At 57.4% G+C, this 16,114-nt stretch carries 11 protein-coding genes; 5 read left to right on the top strand and 6 right to left on the bottom strand.

Annotation, left to right across the window (positions count from 1 at the left end):
- Positions 1-3 precede the first annotated feature (3 nt).
- Positions 4-1,224 carry a dual-specificity RNA methyltransferase RlmN gene (gene rlmN, locus B150_RS0103125; RefSeq protein WP_020398426.1) on the top strand — a complete coding sequence of 407 codons (1,221 nt, stop codon included), beginning with the start codon at positions 4-6 and terminating at the stop codon, positions 1,222-1,224.
- Positions 1,225-1,286: 62 nt separating this feature from the next.
- On the opposite strand, the gene B150_RS0103120 is transcribed toward rlmN, so the two are convergent.
- Positions 1,287-2,069 (bottom strand): MerR family transcriptional regulator, encoded by a 783-nt coding sequence (locus tag B150_RS0103120; protein ID WP_155859916.1) that lies wholly within the window; start codon positions 2,067-2,069, stop codon positions 1,287-1,289.
- A gap of 213 nt (positions 2,070-2,282) precedes the next feature.
- On the opposite strand from B150_RS0103120, the gene B150_RS0103115 reads away from it, so the two are divergent.
- Positions 2,283-3,515: an argininosuccinate synthase gene (locus tag B150_RS0103115; RefSeq protein WP_020398424.1), complete on the top strand. Its 1,233-nt coding sequence runs from the start codon at positions 2,283-2,285 to the stop codon at positions 3,513-3,515.
- Positions 3,516-3,553: 38 nt separating this feature from the next.
- The gene (locus B150_RS0103110) at positions 3,554-4,504 is read left to right on the top strand and encodes an AEC family transporter (RefSeq protein ID WP_020398423.1); all 951 of its coding nucleotides are present in this window, start codon (positions 3,554-3,556) and stop codon (positions 4,502-4,504) included.
- Between the two features lie 3 nt (positions 4,505-4,507).
- Here B150_RS0103110 and B150_RS0103105 read toward each other — a convergent pair whose 3' ends face one another.
- The 5 genes from B150_RS0103105 to B150_RS0103085 form a co-directional block, all read right to left on the bottom strand.
- Entirely contained in the window at positions 4,508-5,224 is a 717-nt protein-coding gene (locus B150_RS0103105; RefSeq protein WP_020398422.1) for a DUF3108 domain-containing protein, read from the bottom strand.
- 165 nt (positions 5,225-5,389) lie between these two features.
- Entirely contained in the window at positions 5,390-7,927 is a 2,538-nt protein-coding gene (locus B150_RS0103100; protein ID WP_020398421.1) for a TonB-dependent receptor, read from the bottom strand.
- A 459-nt stretch (positions 7,928-8,386) separates the two neighbouring features.
- Complete coding sequence (locus B150_RS0103095; RefSeq protein WP_020398420.1) at positions 8,387-11,056, bottom strand: TonB-dependent receptor plug domain-containing protein; 2,670 nt, start codon at positions 11,054-11,056, stop codon at positions 8,387-8,389.
- A 176-nt stretch (positions 11,057-11,232) separates the two neighbouring features.
- Entirely contained in the window at positions 11,233-11,652 is a 420-nt protein-coding gene (locus tag B150_RS0103090; protein ID WP_155859915.1) for a hypothetical protein, read from the bottom strand.
- A gap of 538 nt (positions 11,653-12,190) precedes the next feature.
- Positions 12,191-15,193, bottom strand: coding sequence for an SBBP repeat-containing protein (locus tag B150_RS0103085; protein WP_020398418.1), 3,003 nt, complete (start codon positions 15,191-15,193; stop codon positions 12,191-12,193).
- Between the two features lie 251 nt (positions 15,194-15,444).
- Between B150_RS0103085 and B150_RS0103080 the strand changes: the two genes are divergently transcribed.
- Together B150_RS0103080 and B150_RS0103075 are read left to right on the top strand one after the other, a co-directional pair.
- Positions 15,445-15,747, top strand: coding sequence for a YggT family protein (locus B150_RS0103080; protein WP_020398417.1), 303 nt, complete (start codon positions 15,445-15,447; stop codon positions 15,745-15,747).
- Positions 15,737-16,078, top strand: a complete 342-nt coding sequence (locus B150_RS0103075) for a DUF167 domain-containing protein (protein ID WP_020398416.1) — start codon at positions 15,737-15,739, stop codon at positions 16,076-16,078. Before B150_RS0103080 ends, B150_RS0103075 begins: the two co-directional genes overlap by 11 nt.
- The last annotated feature ends 36 nt before the right edge of the window (positions 16,079-16,114 follow it).

Genomic DNA, 16,114 nt, shown 5'->3' with positions numbered 1-16,114 from the left:
AAGATGCAGATCACCCCGAACGGCCATGAGCCGATCATCTCCCCGCGCGTAAATCTGGCCGCTGAAGGCAAACTTAACCTGCTTGGACTCGACCGCGAGGACCTCAAGGCCGCGATTGCGGGCATCGGTGTGCCCGAAAAGCAGGTCAAGATGCGCGCTGGTCAGGTCTGGCACTGGGTCTATCACCGTGGTGTGACATCGTTTGATGACATGAGCAATGTATCCAAGGACGTGCGCGCCAAACTGGCTGAGCATTTTGTCATCGAGCGCCCGCAGATTGTGGAAGCACAATATTCGAACGACGGTACACGCAAATACCTCATCCGCTTCGCGGACGGTAACGAGGCCGAGACGGTTTATATCCCCGAAGAAGACCGCGGTACGCTTTGTGTGTCGTCACAAGTGGGTTGCACGCTCAACTGCAAATTCTGCCACACCGGCACCATGCGCCTCGTGCGCAACCTGACGGCGGGCGAAATCGTGGCGCAGATGATGATCGCGCGGGATGATCTTGATGAGTGGAAAAACCCGACAGAAGGGCGCCGCGTTACCAACATCGTGATGATGGGCATGGGTGAGCCGCTTTATAACTTCGACAACGTCAAAAAGGCGCTTGAGATCATCATGGACGAGGAAGGCATCCAGCTTTCCCGCCGCCGTATCACGCTTTCCACATCCGGCGTGGTGCCGCACATGGAACGCTGCGGCAAGGAAATCGGCGTGAACCTCGCGGTCAGCCTCCACGCTGTGCGCGATGACGTGCGGTCGGACATCATGCCGATCAACAAGAAATATTCGCTCGAACAGGTGCTGACGGCCTGCGCCAACTACCCCGGCGCCCACAATGCCCGCCGCATCACGTTTGAATACGCCATGCTGAAGGGCGTGAACGACAGTGACGCTGACGCGCGTGAGCTTGTGCGCCTCATCCGCAAATACAAGCTGCCGGCCAAAGTGAACCTCATTCCGTTCAACCCGTGGCCGGGTACGGAATATCAGTGTTCGGACTGGGACCAGATCCAGCGTTTCTCCGATATTGTGTACGAGGGCGGCATTTCTGCCCCCATCCGCACACCACGCGGCCGTGACATCATGGCGGCGTGCGGCCAGCTCAAATCCGCGTCCGAGAAAAAATCCAAGGCGCAGCTCGCGCGTGAGGCAGCCGCAAACGATGCCCCGCACATGGAAGCAAGCGACAGCGCCCTCGGTTGGGTGACCGGTTAGGCCCGCGTCAGATATAAAATTGAAAAGCCCCTCCGCTGATGCTGAGGGGCTTTTTGTTTGGCCTAGGCCTTTTGCTCACGTTCTTTTGCAATCGCGCAGGCCTGCTGCATGAAGGGCCACAGGTCGGGGCTGAACGGAAGGGCCGGGCCATCCTTCGGCCAGGCATCCATGTTGTTGTATAGCTTGCCCGCGCTTTTGGATAGGTCCGGGTTGATGGACGTGAGCACGCCCACAAGCGCGTTCCACTCCCGGGCCACTTCCTGCGCCGCATCGCTCGCCGGGTCACCGCCCTTCAGCTTTTCGGCGCGGGCGATCACCGCCATCCAGCGCGCGTTATAGTCCTGCATCTGGTCACCACTGATCGCGTCCTTGGCGTCCCGCCATGCGGCTTGCTCGTCGTCGGTATAGAATTTGTCCCACACCTTTTGCCACTTTTCCTCGCTCATATGGTCTTCTCCTTGTTTGATGAGCTGACAGAGGGAGGACAAGTCGACCGGCGCACCCGCGTCCACCGCCTTGAGGGCGAGGGAGGTGGCCTCGATGGCGCGACCAAGCCGCGCTGCTTCCGCCTGCATGACCGTGAGCTGGGTGCTGAGAAGCGCACGCGCGTCCGGCCCCTTGCCTTTTGTCATGCTGCGGATGGCCGAGAGGGTGAAGCCCGCACGTTTGAGAAGCTGGATTTCCTGCAGACGCAGGATGTCCTTTTCCCCGTACACTCGCTGTCCTGACTCGGTGCGGGCGGGTGCCATAAGCCCCACCGTCTCATAATGCCTGAGCGCGCGCTCGGTCACGCCCGAACGCTTCGCCAGTTCACCGATCATCATTGTATGTGCGGGCTTTTTCACACTCGTCTCCTTGTCCGTGACAAAGGGCGTAAGGCCTGACGTTACGTCAGGGGCAAGCGCTTTTTCCAATTTTTTTGCGTGACGCCAAATTCTCCATTCCCAAAAACAAGTTTTTCTGCGTTAAAGTCCTAGAAAATAAGTCGTGAAGGCGATTGACCGGCGCGGTCGCGAACTTATACTCGCCCCCGCAAAATGCATTACCGGAGTTATTCAATGTCGGACCAAGTCAAAAAAGTTGTGCTTGCCTATTCGGGCGGGCTTGATACCTCGATCATCCTCAAGTGGCTGCAAGTGACCTACGGCTGTGAAGTCGTGACCTTCACCGCAGACCTTGGGCAAGGTGAGGAGCTTGAGCCGGCACGACGAAAAGCGGAAATGCTCGGCATCAAACAGATCTTCATCGAAGACCTGCGCGAAGACTTTGTCGCGAACTATGTGTTCCCCATGTTCCGCGCCAACACGGTTTATGAAGGCCTTTACCTTCTGGGCACCTCGATCGCGCGGCCGCTGATTGCCAAGCGCCAGATCGAGATCGCGCGCGAAGTGGGTGCGGACGCCGTGTGCCACGGCGCAACCGGCAAGGGCAACGACCAGGTACGGTTCGAGCTCGGCTATTATGCGCTGAACCCTGACATCAAGGTGATCGCCCCCTGGCGTGAGTGGGACCTGCATAGCCGTACGGACCTGATCGATTTCGCTGAGAAGCACCAGATTCCGGTTCCCAAAGACAAACGCGGCGAAGCACCCTTCAGCGTGGATGCGAACCTGCTGCACACATCCAGCGAAGGCAAGGCCCTTGAGGACCCGTGGGTGGAAGCTGAAGAATATGTCTACAGCCGCACCGACAGCCTCATCACCGCACCGAACGAGCCCGAGTATGTGGAGGTTGAGTTCAAACGTGGCGACGCGGTGGCCATCAACGGTGAGAAACTGAGCCCGGCTGAACTGCTGACCAAACTGAATGACATGGGCAAGCGCCACGGTATTGGCCGCCTTGACCTGCTTGAGAACCGTTTTGTCGGCATAAAGTCCCGCGGCATTTACGAGACACCGGGCGGCACCATCCTCCTGATGGCGCACCGCGGTATTGAACAGATCACGCTTGACCGGGGTGCCGCGCACCTCAAGGACGAGATCATGCCGAAATACGCTGAGCTCATCTATAACGGCTTCTGGTTCTCGCCGGAGCGTGAGATGCTTCAGGCGCTGATCGACAAGAGCCAGGAGCATGTGGAAGGCACCGTGCGCCTGATGCTCTATAAGGGCGCTGCCCACGTTGTTGGCCGCAAGAGCGACAAGAGCCTCTATTCCATGGCACATGTGACCTTCGAGAAGGACGAGGTTTACGACCAGCGCGATGCACAGGGCTTCATCAAGCTCAATGCCCTTCGCCTGCAGCTCCTGAAGCGCCGCGGCGCTGTGCCGGTACCACCGGCCTATGAATAAGGCGGCCTTCCATAGGCCGATAAGGAAAGCGGGGCTTTGTGGCTGATATCCTCACCATCATTGCCCCGGTTTTCCTGCTGATCATACTCGGGTATGGCCTTGGCCGTACCCGGCTCTTCCCCGAAGGCTCCAGTGCCATCCTCATTGCCTTCGTCTGGTATATTGCCATTCCAGCCCTTCTGTTTGGCTCCCTCGCCCCACGTGAGTTGCCGCACGCGAGCGAGCTTGTGCTTGTGGGCGCCTATTATGGCTCCCTCGCCGTACTTTATGGTCTTGCCATGCTGGTGGCGCGCTTTGTGTTTCGCCTGACACTCGGTGAGCAGGGTATCTTTGCGCTTTCCGCCTGCTTTGCGAACGGCGGTTTTGTCGGCATTCCGATCATCGAGGGCGCATACGGCGCCGAGGGGGTGCGCATGTTCCTTGTGCTCCTCAGTTTCCATTCGCTCACGCTCCTGCCAACGACCACCATCGTGATGGAACACGCAAAGGGGCGCGGCGAGGCTGGTTCGCACATTCTGGTGCGCACTTTCATGAGCATCCGGCATAACCCCATCATCCTCGCGCTCGTCACCGGGCTTACATGGTCCGCGCTCAGCCTGCCGTTTCCGGAGTGGCTCGAACGTCTTGTGGGTTTGCCGGCAGCGTCAGCGTCGCCGGTTGGGCTGTTTGCGGCGGGGCTCGCGCTTTCACGTGTGCAGATTTCGGGCGACCTGAAGCAGGCTGCTGTCGCCATGGTGCTCAAGCTTTTGCTGCTGCCCGTGGTGGTGTTCGCCGTTGCGCACTTCTGGCTTGCGCTGCCCGACATGTGGGTGGGTGTGGCAACGCTGATGGCGGCGCTGCCGTCGGGCATGATTGCCTATACCTTTGCCATGCAGCATGGCATCGGCTCACGCCGGGCGGCAACAACGGTGCTGATTTCAACCGGGGGCTCTGCGGTTACGCTGTCGGTGGTGCTGCTTGCCTTGCGCGCCTTCGGCTACTCGGACTAGGCCTCAGCCTTCCACACGCAGGAAGTAGGTATCCCGCCCAACCATATCAATGCGAATGATCTGGCGCGGCTTTTTCATGCTGACATACATGACATTCTCAGGTGTCGCGCCGCGCACCTCTACTCGGTAGGTGTCATAGATGCCTGCGGGCACTTTCACCCGGGCGCGACCATTTGTGCGCACGTGGATGCTCTCTGTGCGGTCTTCGGTGGCATTATACCAGTTGAGCTTGGTGGAAAAGCGGTCCTTGAGCGGCAGGGCAGCCACAAGGCCGAATACGGACATCCTTAGCGGTGCGTCGCTATCGTCCGTGCGGCGGATCTCATCCACCTTCTCACCCTCATCAAGGCTGCGGCGCATGATCTGCCCCTGGCGCATGCCGTCCGCCCAGCGCAGGTCCACATTCATCAGATTATCACCGCGCGTGTATTTGACCGCCACATTGTGCGGCAGGTAGCTGCGAGCATCAATGAGCGCGCTTGCGGTTTCAAGGATGTTGGGGGCCATGTGCGTGCGGTATTCGACAAGGTAACGACTGCCGATGCGGGTCCAGCCATATTCCATGGCGCCCACTTCAATGCCCTCATTGACCACAATCATTCGGAAAAGGCTCAGGTCGGCGTCCGCAAGATCTAACCCGTCGCGCCAATCATCGGCACGTGCGGCAGCGGAGGTGAACATGCCTGCAATCAAAACGACGGCAGCAATGCGCCAAGTCATAACCCTGTCCTACTAAAAGCCCATCTGACAGACTAAAACGCCCGGTTTCATCGTGAAAGGGGGACATTCGTTTAGCCACATGCCTCAGTTAAGGCAGTTCCTGACCAGCGGGCAAGAAAAAAGGCGGCCGAAGCCGCCTTTCCCAACTCACTTGCATGAGCAATTCTAGTACCGAAAGCGCAGGGTCAGGCCGTAGGTGCGCGGGTCACCCACATAGGCGTTGAGGCTGCCGCCCGGAATGGTCGAATCGAACGTGTCGAGGATATAGGCCTCGTTAAACAGGTTCCGTGCCCACAGTTGCAGCGACCATGCACCGTCGATGTCACCCACGCCAACACTTGCGCCCACCAGCATGTAAGCGTCCTGGAACTGACGCTCGTCCTGGCTGACGGAGAGGTTGGTGTAGCTGTTGTAGAACAGCTCGGTACGCAGGAAGCCTTCAAGGTTGTCATTGATGGCGCGGCGGTAGGTTGCCGTTGCGTTACCGGAGAACTTCGGCGTTTCCGACAGGCGTGAGCCGGTCAGGTTCTGCAGCGGACGCAGGATGCCGCCACCTTCAGGCGCTACGAACGTACAGCCCGAGGTGTCATGCGCAGGGCAAGGACCGTTCGGGAAGTTGTCGTATTCTGCTTCCCAGAGCCAGGTGAAACCACCGGTGAGCAACAGCTCAGGCGTTGCCTGGAACTTGCCGTCAAACTCGAGGCCCTGTGCTTTTGCATCCACGTTGCCCGGCACGAAGCTCGAACCTGTGAAGATGTTTTCCTGGAAGCCGTCCACCTTCTGGTCGAAGAGCGCGAAGTCGAGGCTCATGCGGTTGTCCATCAGGCGTGCCTTGAGGCCGAGTTCCCAGCTGGTGGAAACTTCTTCATCAAAGCGGAAGTCGCCAACCCGTGCTGCCGCACTATCAAGCGCAAAACCACCGGCCTTGAAGCCGCGGGAATAGCTTGCGTAAACGGTCAGGTTATCATCGAGCTCCATGTTCGCGATGATGTTGCCCGACAGGTTGTTGTCGGAGAAGCTGTCATTCACGTTCGCCGCAGGCGGGAAGAACTGGAGACCGGTGAGCCCGAGAAGCGGGTTATAATCCGGGTTGGTGGCCACAGCACTGGCTTGCGCCGTTGCTTGCGGGATCACCACGTTCTGGATCACTTCTGGCGGTACACCTTGTGAAGCTGCTTGTGCTGCTGCTTGCTGTACTGCCTGGCCCACGAAGATTTGTACGAAATCAAGCGCCGCGAACGGGTCGTTGATCACGATGTCCGAAACCATGGACTTCTTCTCGTGGGTATAACGGATACCACCCGTGAGGGTGAAGCGGTCGGTTACGTGCCAATCAAGCTGGACAAACGCGCTGTAGCTTTCGTTGTCCTGATTGAAGAGACCGCGCTGCTGGCCGCTGCCGTCAGCAAGGAAGGTCCCTGCAGGCACACCAAGACCAGCTTCAAGCTGGCTGATGGCGCCGCCCGTCAATACGTCCGCGAACGGACGCAGGCCCGGGCCCTGGATCGTCTGGTTATCAGCGGTCAGGTCCTGATTGTAGTAGTAAACGCCAGCCATCCACTCAACCGGACCATCGGTGGTCGAAGTGACGCGGATTTCCTGCGTGAAGGTGTCATAGTCCTGATCAAGGACACGGCGCTTGTTCAGCTGAAGGTCAGAGAAGTCAGCGTCGATGTCTTGCAGTTCGCGGTAGCCACGGAATGCGGTGATCGAGGTCAGGGTGAAGGTCTCGAAGTCGATGTCGACCTGACCGGAAACGCCGTAGCTCTCAAGGTTGCCAACAACGACTTCACCGTCGATTGCCGTCTGGCGGTCTTTCACGGCTGGTGCTCCAACAATGTCGGAACCCAGTACGGAAAGGGCCAGTTGCGACTGATCAGTGATCACATAGAAAGGTGCTGCGCAGCATTCTTCATTCAGGTCGCTATAGTCACCGATGATACGGACGCTGGTACGGTCCGACGGCTCCCACAGAATCTGGCCGCGAAGGCCGTAGCGGTCACGCTCGTTGAGCTGGCGACCGTCGAGGTTATCAATGGTGCCGTCGCGCTTGTTGACGTTCACATCAAGGCGCATGGCCAGTTGGTCTTCAATCAGCGGTACGTTGACCGCAGCCTTACCAACTTTGGCGTCATAGTTGCCGTATGTCAGCTCGCCTTCAACTTCAAAGTCGTAGTGCGGGGCTTTGGTGACATAGTTGATCACACCAGCGGAGGTGTTTTTACCGAACAGGGTCGACTGCGGGCCACGCAGAACCTCAATACGTTCGATACCGAGGAAGTCATTGACCGAGGCACCGTTACGCGAACGGTAAACGCCGTCCACGAACACGCCAACTGCCGGCTCGAGGCCGAAGTTGAAGGTCGAGGACCCGATACCGCGAACCGAGAAGCTGGTGTTCGATGCCGAAGCACGCTGAACGATCTGCAGGCTTGGCACAAGCGTTTGCAGGCTCGTGAGGTCACGTGCCTGAGCAAGCTCCATGGTGCTGCCGCCGATGGCCGAGACCGCGACCGGCGTTTCCAGAAGCGTGGCTTCCCGCTTTTGTGCGGTTACCAGAATTTCTTCGAGTTGATAGCCCTGACTAGAGCTTTCGCTTTCTTGTGCGAGTGCCGCACCGGTTGCCATCACCGCGGCAGCCGCCGTTGAAAGCATAAGTTGAGCGGAGCGCATGCGCGCACGCCGTCCATTGCTGAATTGCATACATCCCTCCCTTGGACCTTGGAACCGGATCGGGCTGGCACCCGTGACCACCGGTTTGGCGCAATAGTGCCTCCCGATTTACGTGCGCGTCAAGCAGCAGGTGTATCATATTTGGCTAATTGAACGCCCGGTGTCACCCTTGGGGCACACCGGAAAACCGGGCTTTCGCATCAATACTGTCCCCAAGGTCAAGATTCCGTAGCGTCAAATTATTTCAGCATTCTTGACCTATCGGGTGAGGGTGGATTGAAGGGCCGTTCAAAAAAAGTTTTGCGCGCGGGCTTTTTTCTCAGTGGCATGAGCGGGTTAAGATAATCGGTACCCATGGGCGCGTGTAATACGGGCAAATTGCGTCGCGCTCTACGGTGGTTTGCGCGAGTATCTGGCTTCAGGTGTTAGCCCGATGAAAAAAGGGGCGGAAAAACCGCCCCTTCTTCAATCTCTGACCATCTGGCTGGCTTAGAAAGTTGCAACCAGTTTTGCGTAGACCATACGGCCGCGCGGATCGTGGGTACGGCTTTCATAACCACCGTTCGTCGACACATATGGCGGTGCCTTGTCGAACGCGTTGATCACACCGAACTGCAGGCTTGTGCCATCCATGCTGTCGCTGAAGGCGCTCATTTGCAGGGTGTATTGTGCGTCAACCGTGGTCATGGAAGCTACGCGGCTCCCTGGGTTCTGGTCGTCGTCCATGCCGCTGATGTGGCGAACATAGAAGCGGGCATCGTGATGCTCGTTACCCCACGCAACACCGGTGTTGATACGCCATTTCGGCGTTGGGCTGCCGAAGTTGGCGAAGTTACGGTTACCCGCACCATCAACATTGCCCGCTTGCGGGTCATCAAGGTCATACTTCAGTACGTGGGTTGCTTCGAAGAACGGCATGAAGGTGCCCATGTCGGTGTCGATGTTATATTTGATCGACGTATCGAAGCCTTGTGTTTCCACGCTCGACGCGTTCAGGAAGTCCACAATCACCATGATGATGCTGCCAGACGTGCCGCCGGAACGGATAACGCGGTCCGGGTCCGTCGGGTTGGCATTCACCACAGCCTGATAGTTTTCCTGAATGATCACGTCGGAGAACTTGTAGTTCCAGTAGTCGAAGTCGATGTCGAGACCATCAACCGGCGACCAGGTCGCACCGAAGTTCCAAGCTTTGCCTTGTTCCGGACGGATGTTACGACCGCCAGTTGGAGCCACTGAGCGTACAGCTGCGAATGCGGTGCCGCCAAGCGGGTCCGTTACCTGGTTCAGCGACGTGCCGCCACCGGATACCTGAAGCACCGACGGTGCACGGAAGCTGGTGGAGTAGCTACCACGCAGTGCAAGGCCATCATTCGGGCGGAACAGCAGCGAGATTTTCGGGTCAGTCGTCGAACCGATGTCACCGCCATACATCTCGTGACGCAGTGCGAGCGAGAGGTCGAGTTTGTCGGTAATCGGAATGAGCGATTCGGCGAAGATGCCAACAGCGGAACGGTTTTCGCCGAAGTCGGCGTTACCGATCACAAACGCGAAGCCGTCAGCATTCGAGATATCGTCATAGTCGCGACCCCAGAACTCGTCCCGGATCTGCAGGCCAAGAGCAAGGCCGATATCGCCAGCTGGCAGCGAGCCGATGGTGCCCGAGAAGACTGCGTCATAAACGGTGGTTTTGGACGTACCGTCAATGATCTGCTCGCCGATCACATAATCGAGGACCGACTGGCTGTTTGGCGCTGTGGTGTAGCTGGTGGCAAACGGGTTGAAGAATTCACAGCCGTTTGCACCCGGAACACCAAGACCTGCCTGACAGTTCGCGCCGCCGAAGCCTGCGAGCGCTGCCTGGAAGTTCTGCGTGATCACGTCACGGGTTGCGATCTGGTAGCTGTTTTTCGCGTGTGTCATTGCGAAGTCGTAGCTCCAGGTGTCGCTCAGGTCACCGGTCAGCTCGATGTTGACGCGGTAGGTCTCGGAATTGAAGCGGTTGTTCGACACTTCGCCGCCGTTACCAATGGCACGGCCGAGGAAGCTTACGCCTTGGCCAAACGGGTTTTCCGGGTGGTAAGCCGGAACGCCAGCAGACCCGATCTGAAGATACGGGAAGGTTGGCGAGTTGCCGCGGATGGCGTTGGTGTCGGCCCAGCCGCCTTCGATACGGAGCTGGTGACCATCACCAAGGTCCTGCGTGAGCACGGCATAAGCCTGTTTGCGCTCTTCTTCCGGCACGAGGCTGTAGTAGCTGCCGAAGTCGAAGCCGCAGGTACCGATGTTGAGGCCGCCACCAAGCGGTACCGCAACGTTCGGAATACCGCCGAACTCTTCACAACCATATGGGTCGATCACTGGCACGGTCTGGCCAACGGCTGCGATAATGGACGGCACATAGTAGGAACCCGGATTACCGAGAACCGAGCTGTCATTTGCTGCGGTCGAGAAACGACGCTCAGCGGTGGTAAGCGGAGAACGGTCATAGTAGCTGAACGCGCCCATGATGTGCGTGTTCTCGCCGCCGAAACCGAACTTGGCTTCATAAAGCTGGTCGCTCTGGCTGCCTTCGTCGGTCACGGCCTGATACTTGGCGCTGACCTGGATGCCTTCAAACTGGTCGTCGGTGATGAAGTTCACCACGCCTGCCACTGCGTCCGTACCGTAAATGGCGGCAGCGCCGTCTTTCACGATCTCAATCCGCTGAACAGCGATTTGCGGCACCAGCGAGGACGTATCAACAAAGGCGATACCGTCGTTCGTCGTGGTACCCGCAACCACCTGACGGCGGCCATTGAGAAGCACGAGCGTTGAGGCCACACCGAGGCCGCGCAGGTTGAAGTTCGAGGTACCGGACGTGCCGTTCTGGGTGAAGGCGTCCGGGTTGTTCTGCGCACCGTTGTTGATGGTGAGCGTCTGAACAAGATCTGCCACGTTGCTGGCGCCGATCTGGCTCAGGTTCTGTGCACCGATCACAGCGATCGGCGACGGGCTGTTGAACTGGTTCTTACCTTTGAGATAAGTACCCGTGACCACGACTTCCTCGATTTCCATACGGGAATCGGCTTCGTCCTGGGCAAAGGCTGGGCTGACTGCAAACAAACTTAAACAACCGGCTGCAAGCGCGGTTGAGTTAAACAGGCGGTTCTGGCGCATGTTTCCCCTCCGTAATGTTAAAAGCAAAATGCTTTTCCTTCCCAACAGTAATTGGATAGGTCGAAAGCAATAGCCGTCAAGGAGGCGAAAAAGATTCTAATACGGAGGCATTAAGGTGTGGCATCGTTGCCACAGTTTTGGGCCGAAAACCGCCTCATAAAGCGGTTTTGACGAGGTTAGTTAGGATGGATGAGTGCTTGTTTGACAAACACTTCCGCCTTTCCTTTGCCCAAACGGTGCTCCAGATACGGAGTCAAATAGGCCTTTACGATGTCCGGATCGATGGGCCGATTGACGTTGAAGTGCTGCTGCGCGAGCACTGAAAGTGCCGTATTGAAGTCCGAGCGCACCTGAGGCAGGCGCGAGCGCACAAATTCGAAGTCGACAGTATTTTCCGTGACCAGCACAAGCTGCAGTGTTGCCTGACCTTCCACAACACCACGTTTGATGACCGAGAAGTTGAACGGCTGCATATCCAGCTGCGGCTTGCCGACGGTCTCCGCAGCTTGTTCCTCCTCCTCGCTTGCGGAGGCGGGCAAGCTTGCTGGAACCATAAGAGCCAGTGCAAGGGCGGAGAGGGATAGTCTGGATGCCATTTTCATGAGCCTATATTATATATAAAGTGCGAAACCGGTCGTCGATTGGCTGTATCATGACAGACCATGCTGAATGCGGGCTTAATATGCAAGGCATGGGCGCGGGAAATGTCTTTGGCATGACAAAGCGCACACAAGCAGATTTGTTGCTAAATGCAATAAATGTTGCATATTGCAGTAATAATATGTCTCTAAATGCGTCATTTTATATGCCAAAAGTTTATGTCTCGCGAGACATACGATTAAGTATTTGAAATTAAACAGATTTTTTTTGACCGATTTTTTGGCACGGCGCTTGTATATATTCAAGTACCTCTCGAGCAGGGGTGCGGGAATGGGTAATTTATTTACTCGACCCCCAATCGTGCACCTGTTCCCGCGAACCCCCGCCGAGAGGTCCTTATCTCCAAGAGATTCCTGTGAGCCGCGCAACCTTGTGCGGTTTTTTCTTTTCACGCCCCAAAAACAGCGGTCGACGCGCACCGCTTAGCAGCGCACAACCGGTTGGCTTCATCGCTTAAGGATGTTTCTGGCGTGTTTAGGCGAAAATGCTGAGGCTTGAGGACGACGCACCGCTTTGCAGCCGGGCAAGCCCGGTTTGCAGGTTAGCGAGCTGTGCCGCCTGATAGGGCGACGCAGAGCCTTTGTTGGCGTTGGCGTTCTTCAGTTCTTCAATCAGCGGGTTATAGGTCAGCGAGCGGTAGGCACGCTGCACCGTCGAGATCGCGCTATCAAGAAGGCCAAGCACATATTTGGCGGTCTGTTTGTCGTTGAGGTGGATCGCGCCGTCGATACCGAGCGCAAACACGCCGCCCACGTCTTCCTCAGGCGGGATGTCCTTGTCGGCGTCGGTTTTAATGTCGAAGACTTCATTCTTCGGCAGGATACGGCCCGGTTCAAGACCGATGCGCTGCAGCAGGTCGCGGCCTTCCTTGCCGGAGAAAAACTCAATCGGTACACCGTCATCAAGCGCGCTGATTTTCAGCTTCTCGCCTTCCGCGGTGGAGGACACTTCCACGTCCAGCTTGCCAAAACCAGCGATGCGCAGCTTGCGCGCCAGGTCCTTGAAGGTGTCGCCTTCGTCCAGCTCAATGCGCTTTTTGACGCCACCACCGACCGAGATATAGAAGAAATCATCTACCTTGGCGCTGGTTTGCGTCTGGATATCGCGTGTTTCATCAATCTGGACGGAGCCTTGCGGCAAGCCCAGTTTGGAAAGTACGGAATCACCTTTGCTGGTGAAGGCAACGCCACCCACATTGGTGCCTGCAAGGCCTTCACCGAACTGTTCGATATCTTCCACGGTGCCGGCGCTGCCGTCGATGCGCGCCACAAAGCCGTCGGTCGAGCCGCGCGACTGTTCGCCCGAGAAGGTGCCGCCCGTGGAGCCCGCCACATACACCTTACCGTCAGAGACGGTCACATCGGCAATGCGGTCGGTGTCGCTGGTGGCGAGATAGCTGGTGAAATCGGCACTCAGGCTGCTGCCCGACAGTGTCAGCCCGCTGACAAAACCGTCATAGCCGCCCGCGGTGGTGCCCACGGTGCTGGCGCTGCCGCCTGCATTGAGGCTGCCGTTTGTGGTGGTGCCGGCGATATAGACCTTGCCATTGTCGTTATCGATGGTGATGCCCTGGATGGCACCGCCGCTACCCAAGCTGCCGAAATTGACGCTCGCGGTCTGGTTCGAGAGGTCGCTGCCGTCAATGCGGCGCACAACGGCGCTGCCGTTCTCCTCGCTGGCGACAACAAGGTTGCCGCTTGCGTCAACCGCAAGGCCTTTGATGGCTTCATTGTCGCTGGTGCCGAAAACGGTGCTGTCCGTCAGCTGTCCGGAAGCCGACAGCTTGAGGATCAGTGCATCCTGACCACCCGAAAAGCCGGAGGTGGCGCTGATGCCGGATTTGGTATAGCCGCCAACAAAGATTTCACCGGCCGAGTTGACTGCCACGCCGGACGCACCGGTTTCACCGAAGGTATCCAGCTGGTAGCGGAATACTTCATCGCCGCGTTTGCTGATCTTTTGCACAAAAAGGTCGGTGCTGTTCACCACATCGCCGGATGAGAGCGCGCTGTCGGTCTGGCCAACAAGAATAACGTTGTCGTCCGCGTCTACCGTAATGCCCGAAACATTCGAGGTGCCGGACGTACCCAGAAGGCGCGAGAAGACCACATTGCCTTCGCTGTCAAACTTGGTCAGGAACACATCTTCGCCCGACGCGGTGTTGAGCTGGTGGCCAAAGCTGCCCGATGAGGTGCCCACAACATAGATGCCGCCTTCACTGTCGACCGCAACACGTTTGGCGCTTGTGTCGGCGTTCACCTTGTTGGCGCTATCGATATTGGTCAGCGACGACGCGTTGTCGGTGTCCTCGGCCTCATCAGTGTCTTCATCGTCCTTGGTGACACTCGCCAGCGCATCGGCCAGCATCTTGTCGCGCATCTCCTTGATCTTGGGGTCGACGTCGTCGTCTTCCTCTTCTTTCACAAGGCCTTTGATCGCGGTTGCTTCATAGTCGATCGCGGCGAAGGACGTGGTGTCGTCCAAGGTGATGGTGCCATCAAGGCCATTGAACTCGCTGATGCGGCTGGTGATGGCATAATCGTCATCAAGCTGTTTCACCGCGCTCGCCACATAAAGGGTGGGGGCGCTCGTTGCCGCAGACAGTTTCACTTCTTCCGTGATCGTACCGTCAATCTGCAGCGAGTAGCGGCCGGTGCTGCCGTCACGGCGCACGTCAAACCGGGTCTGGTTCTTGATATATTCTTCACCTTCATCATCAAGGGCCGTTACAGCCTCGATCTTGCTGTTCACAAAATCCTTGATGTTGTTGAGCGAGAGCGTGCCCGACATTTCACTGAGGTCGATGGTGATATCGTCCGTCGCGCCCGACTTGGTGATCGAGACGGTGAACACTTCATTGCCGGTGATGCCGTTCAGGGCGGCGTTGGGGTCGTCCGTCACGAGGCTCGCGTCATAGGACGTGCCGTTCTTGCCAAGGCGTGTCGATGTCTCGGTCTTATACTGTTTGTCACCGAGGAACAGTTCAAGCTTTTCGAGGTCCGCGGTCGACAGATAGTCCCGCACTTCCGACAGGCCGCTCTGGAACTGGTCATTGAGGCGCGACAGCGACGACGAAGACGTCGAATCGCTCGATGCATATTCAGCAAGAATGCGCAGGTTCGACAGCGCTTTGAAAAGCGCGAAGGTCGCCTGTTTGTCCGCGTTATCTGAAACGGATTTGAGGTCAGCAGCCTTGAGGTCGATGAATTTGGTAAGTTCGCGGACTTCGCGGATCTGCTGGTTGAGGGTTTTGGTTTCCTCAACCTGCTGCCACGGCGGCGTCACACCGTCGGTGGTGGAGCCGAAGTTATAGGCCGCGCGGTCTTGTGCCGACAGGGAAGCGATAGAGCGCTGCGTCAGCTTGGCATCAAAAGACGCGGAGATGAGTGAATAGTCCACCCCCACGATCTGGTACGAGCTGGTCTGCTGGCCGCCTAAGCCAAAAAGTCCGCCCGATGATGTGCCAAAAAACGCCATTTCTTCAGTCTACCAGCATTCTGCCTTGTCCAAAAGACCCACAACATCCAGCAACTGACCGGCAAATATTGCCGCATAGGCATTATTTTCCCCACGTTAATTCCGATATTGTCGAAAACGACTCGGAATCTGGGGAATTATTTGCCCTTCAATTGCTTTTTGTCGCAATTCTCCCTACATCTCTTGCAAGGAACGTGACAATTGCCGCAAAACAAAAGCGGCATGCAGAGGATAGATAGGGAACCACCGCAATGAATGCGCTTTTTACGCTTCTTGACAGCCTGCTCGGCTTTTATGCGCTTATCCTCATCATCAGTGTGGTGATGAGCTGGCTTGTATCCTTTGGTGTGGTGAACACCTACCAACCGTTTGTGCGTTCGGTGATGAATTTCCTCTATGCGGTGACGGAGCCTGCGCTCAGGCCCATCCGCCGGTTCCTGCCCAATATGGGCGGGGTGGATATATCCCCCATCATCCTCTGGTTTGTGATTTACGCGCTGCGCATTCTCCTCAAGCACGATATTGCGCCCATGTTTGGCGTGCATGTCTACTGACACACTGCCGGCCTATCTTGTGGCCGTGCCTGAAGGGGTGCGGCTCCTTGTCCGTCTCACGCCGAATGCCAGCAAGGACAGCCTTGATGGCCCTGCAGCGGCGGCAGACGGCGTGCGCCTGAAGGCCAGCGTCACCGCCATACCGGAAAAGGGCAAGGCTAATGCGTCCCTTGCAAAGCTGCTGGCCAAAAAACTCAGGTTGCCCAAGACTTCCATTCGCCTTATAGCGGGGGAGCAATCCCGGAATAAGACCATCCTGATTGAGGGTGAGCCGGAAGAATTGATGTCAGCGCTGGACGAAAAGCTGCGTGCGCTTGGGCTTTTGGGTTGAGCCTTCGCCGGTTGTGAGCGTCTCGGTGCTTCAAGG

This window comes from Kordiimonas gwangyangensis DSM 19435 = JCM 12864 (assembly GCF_000375545.1).
Lineage (GTDB): Bacteria > Pseudomonadota > Alphaproteobacteria > Sphingomonadales > Kordiimonadaceae > Kordiimonas > Kordiimonas gwangyangensis.
The sequence above is the reverse complement of the archived record's forward strand: the minus strand, read 5'-3'. Positions and strand labels throughout refer to the sequence as shown.

Bases quoted from the DNA above. Each gene is read 5' to 3' on its own strand.
- B150_RS0103085 (WP_020398418.1), bottom strand. From the start codon at position 15,193: ATGGCGTTTTTTGGCACATCATCGGGCGGACTTTTTGGCTTAGGCGGC.
- B150_RS0103095 (WP_020398420.1), bottom strand. From the start codon at position 11,056: ATGCGCCAGAACCGCCTGTTTAACTCAACCGCGCTTGCAGCCGGTTGT.
- B150_RS0103075 (WP_020398416.1), top strand. From the start codon at position 15,737: ATGTCTACTGACACACTGCCGGCCTATCTTGTGGCCGTGCCTGAAGGG.
- B150_RS0103105 (WP_020398422.1), bottom strand. From the start codon at position 5,224: ATGACTTGGCGCATTGCTGCCGTCGTTTTGATTGCAGGCATGTTCACC.
- rlmN (WP_020398426.1), top strand. From the start codon at position 4: ATGCAGATCACCCCGAACGGCCATGAGCCGATCATCTCCCCGCGCGTA.
- B150_RS0103080 (WP_020398417.1), top strand. From the start codon at position 15,445: ATGAATGCGCTTTTTACGCTTCTTGACAGCCTGCTCGGCTTTTATGCG.
- B150_RS0103100 (WP_020398421.1), bottom strand. From the start codon at position 7,927: ATGCAATTCAGCAATGGACGGCGTGCGCGCATGCGCTCCGCTCAACTT.
- B150_RS0103115 (WP_020398424.1), top strand. From the start codon at position 2,283: ATGTCGGACCAAGTCAAAAAAGTTGTGCTTGCCTATTCGGGCGGGCTT.
- B150_RS0103090 (WP_155859915.1), bottom strand. From the start codon at position 11,652: ATGGCATCCAGACTATCCCTCTCCGCCCTTGCACTGGCTCTTATGGTT.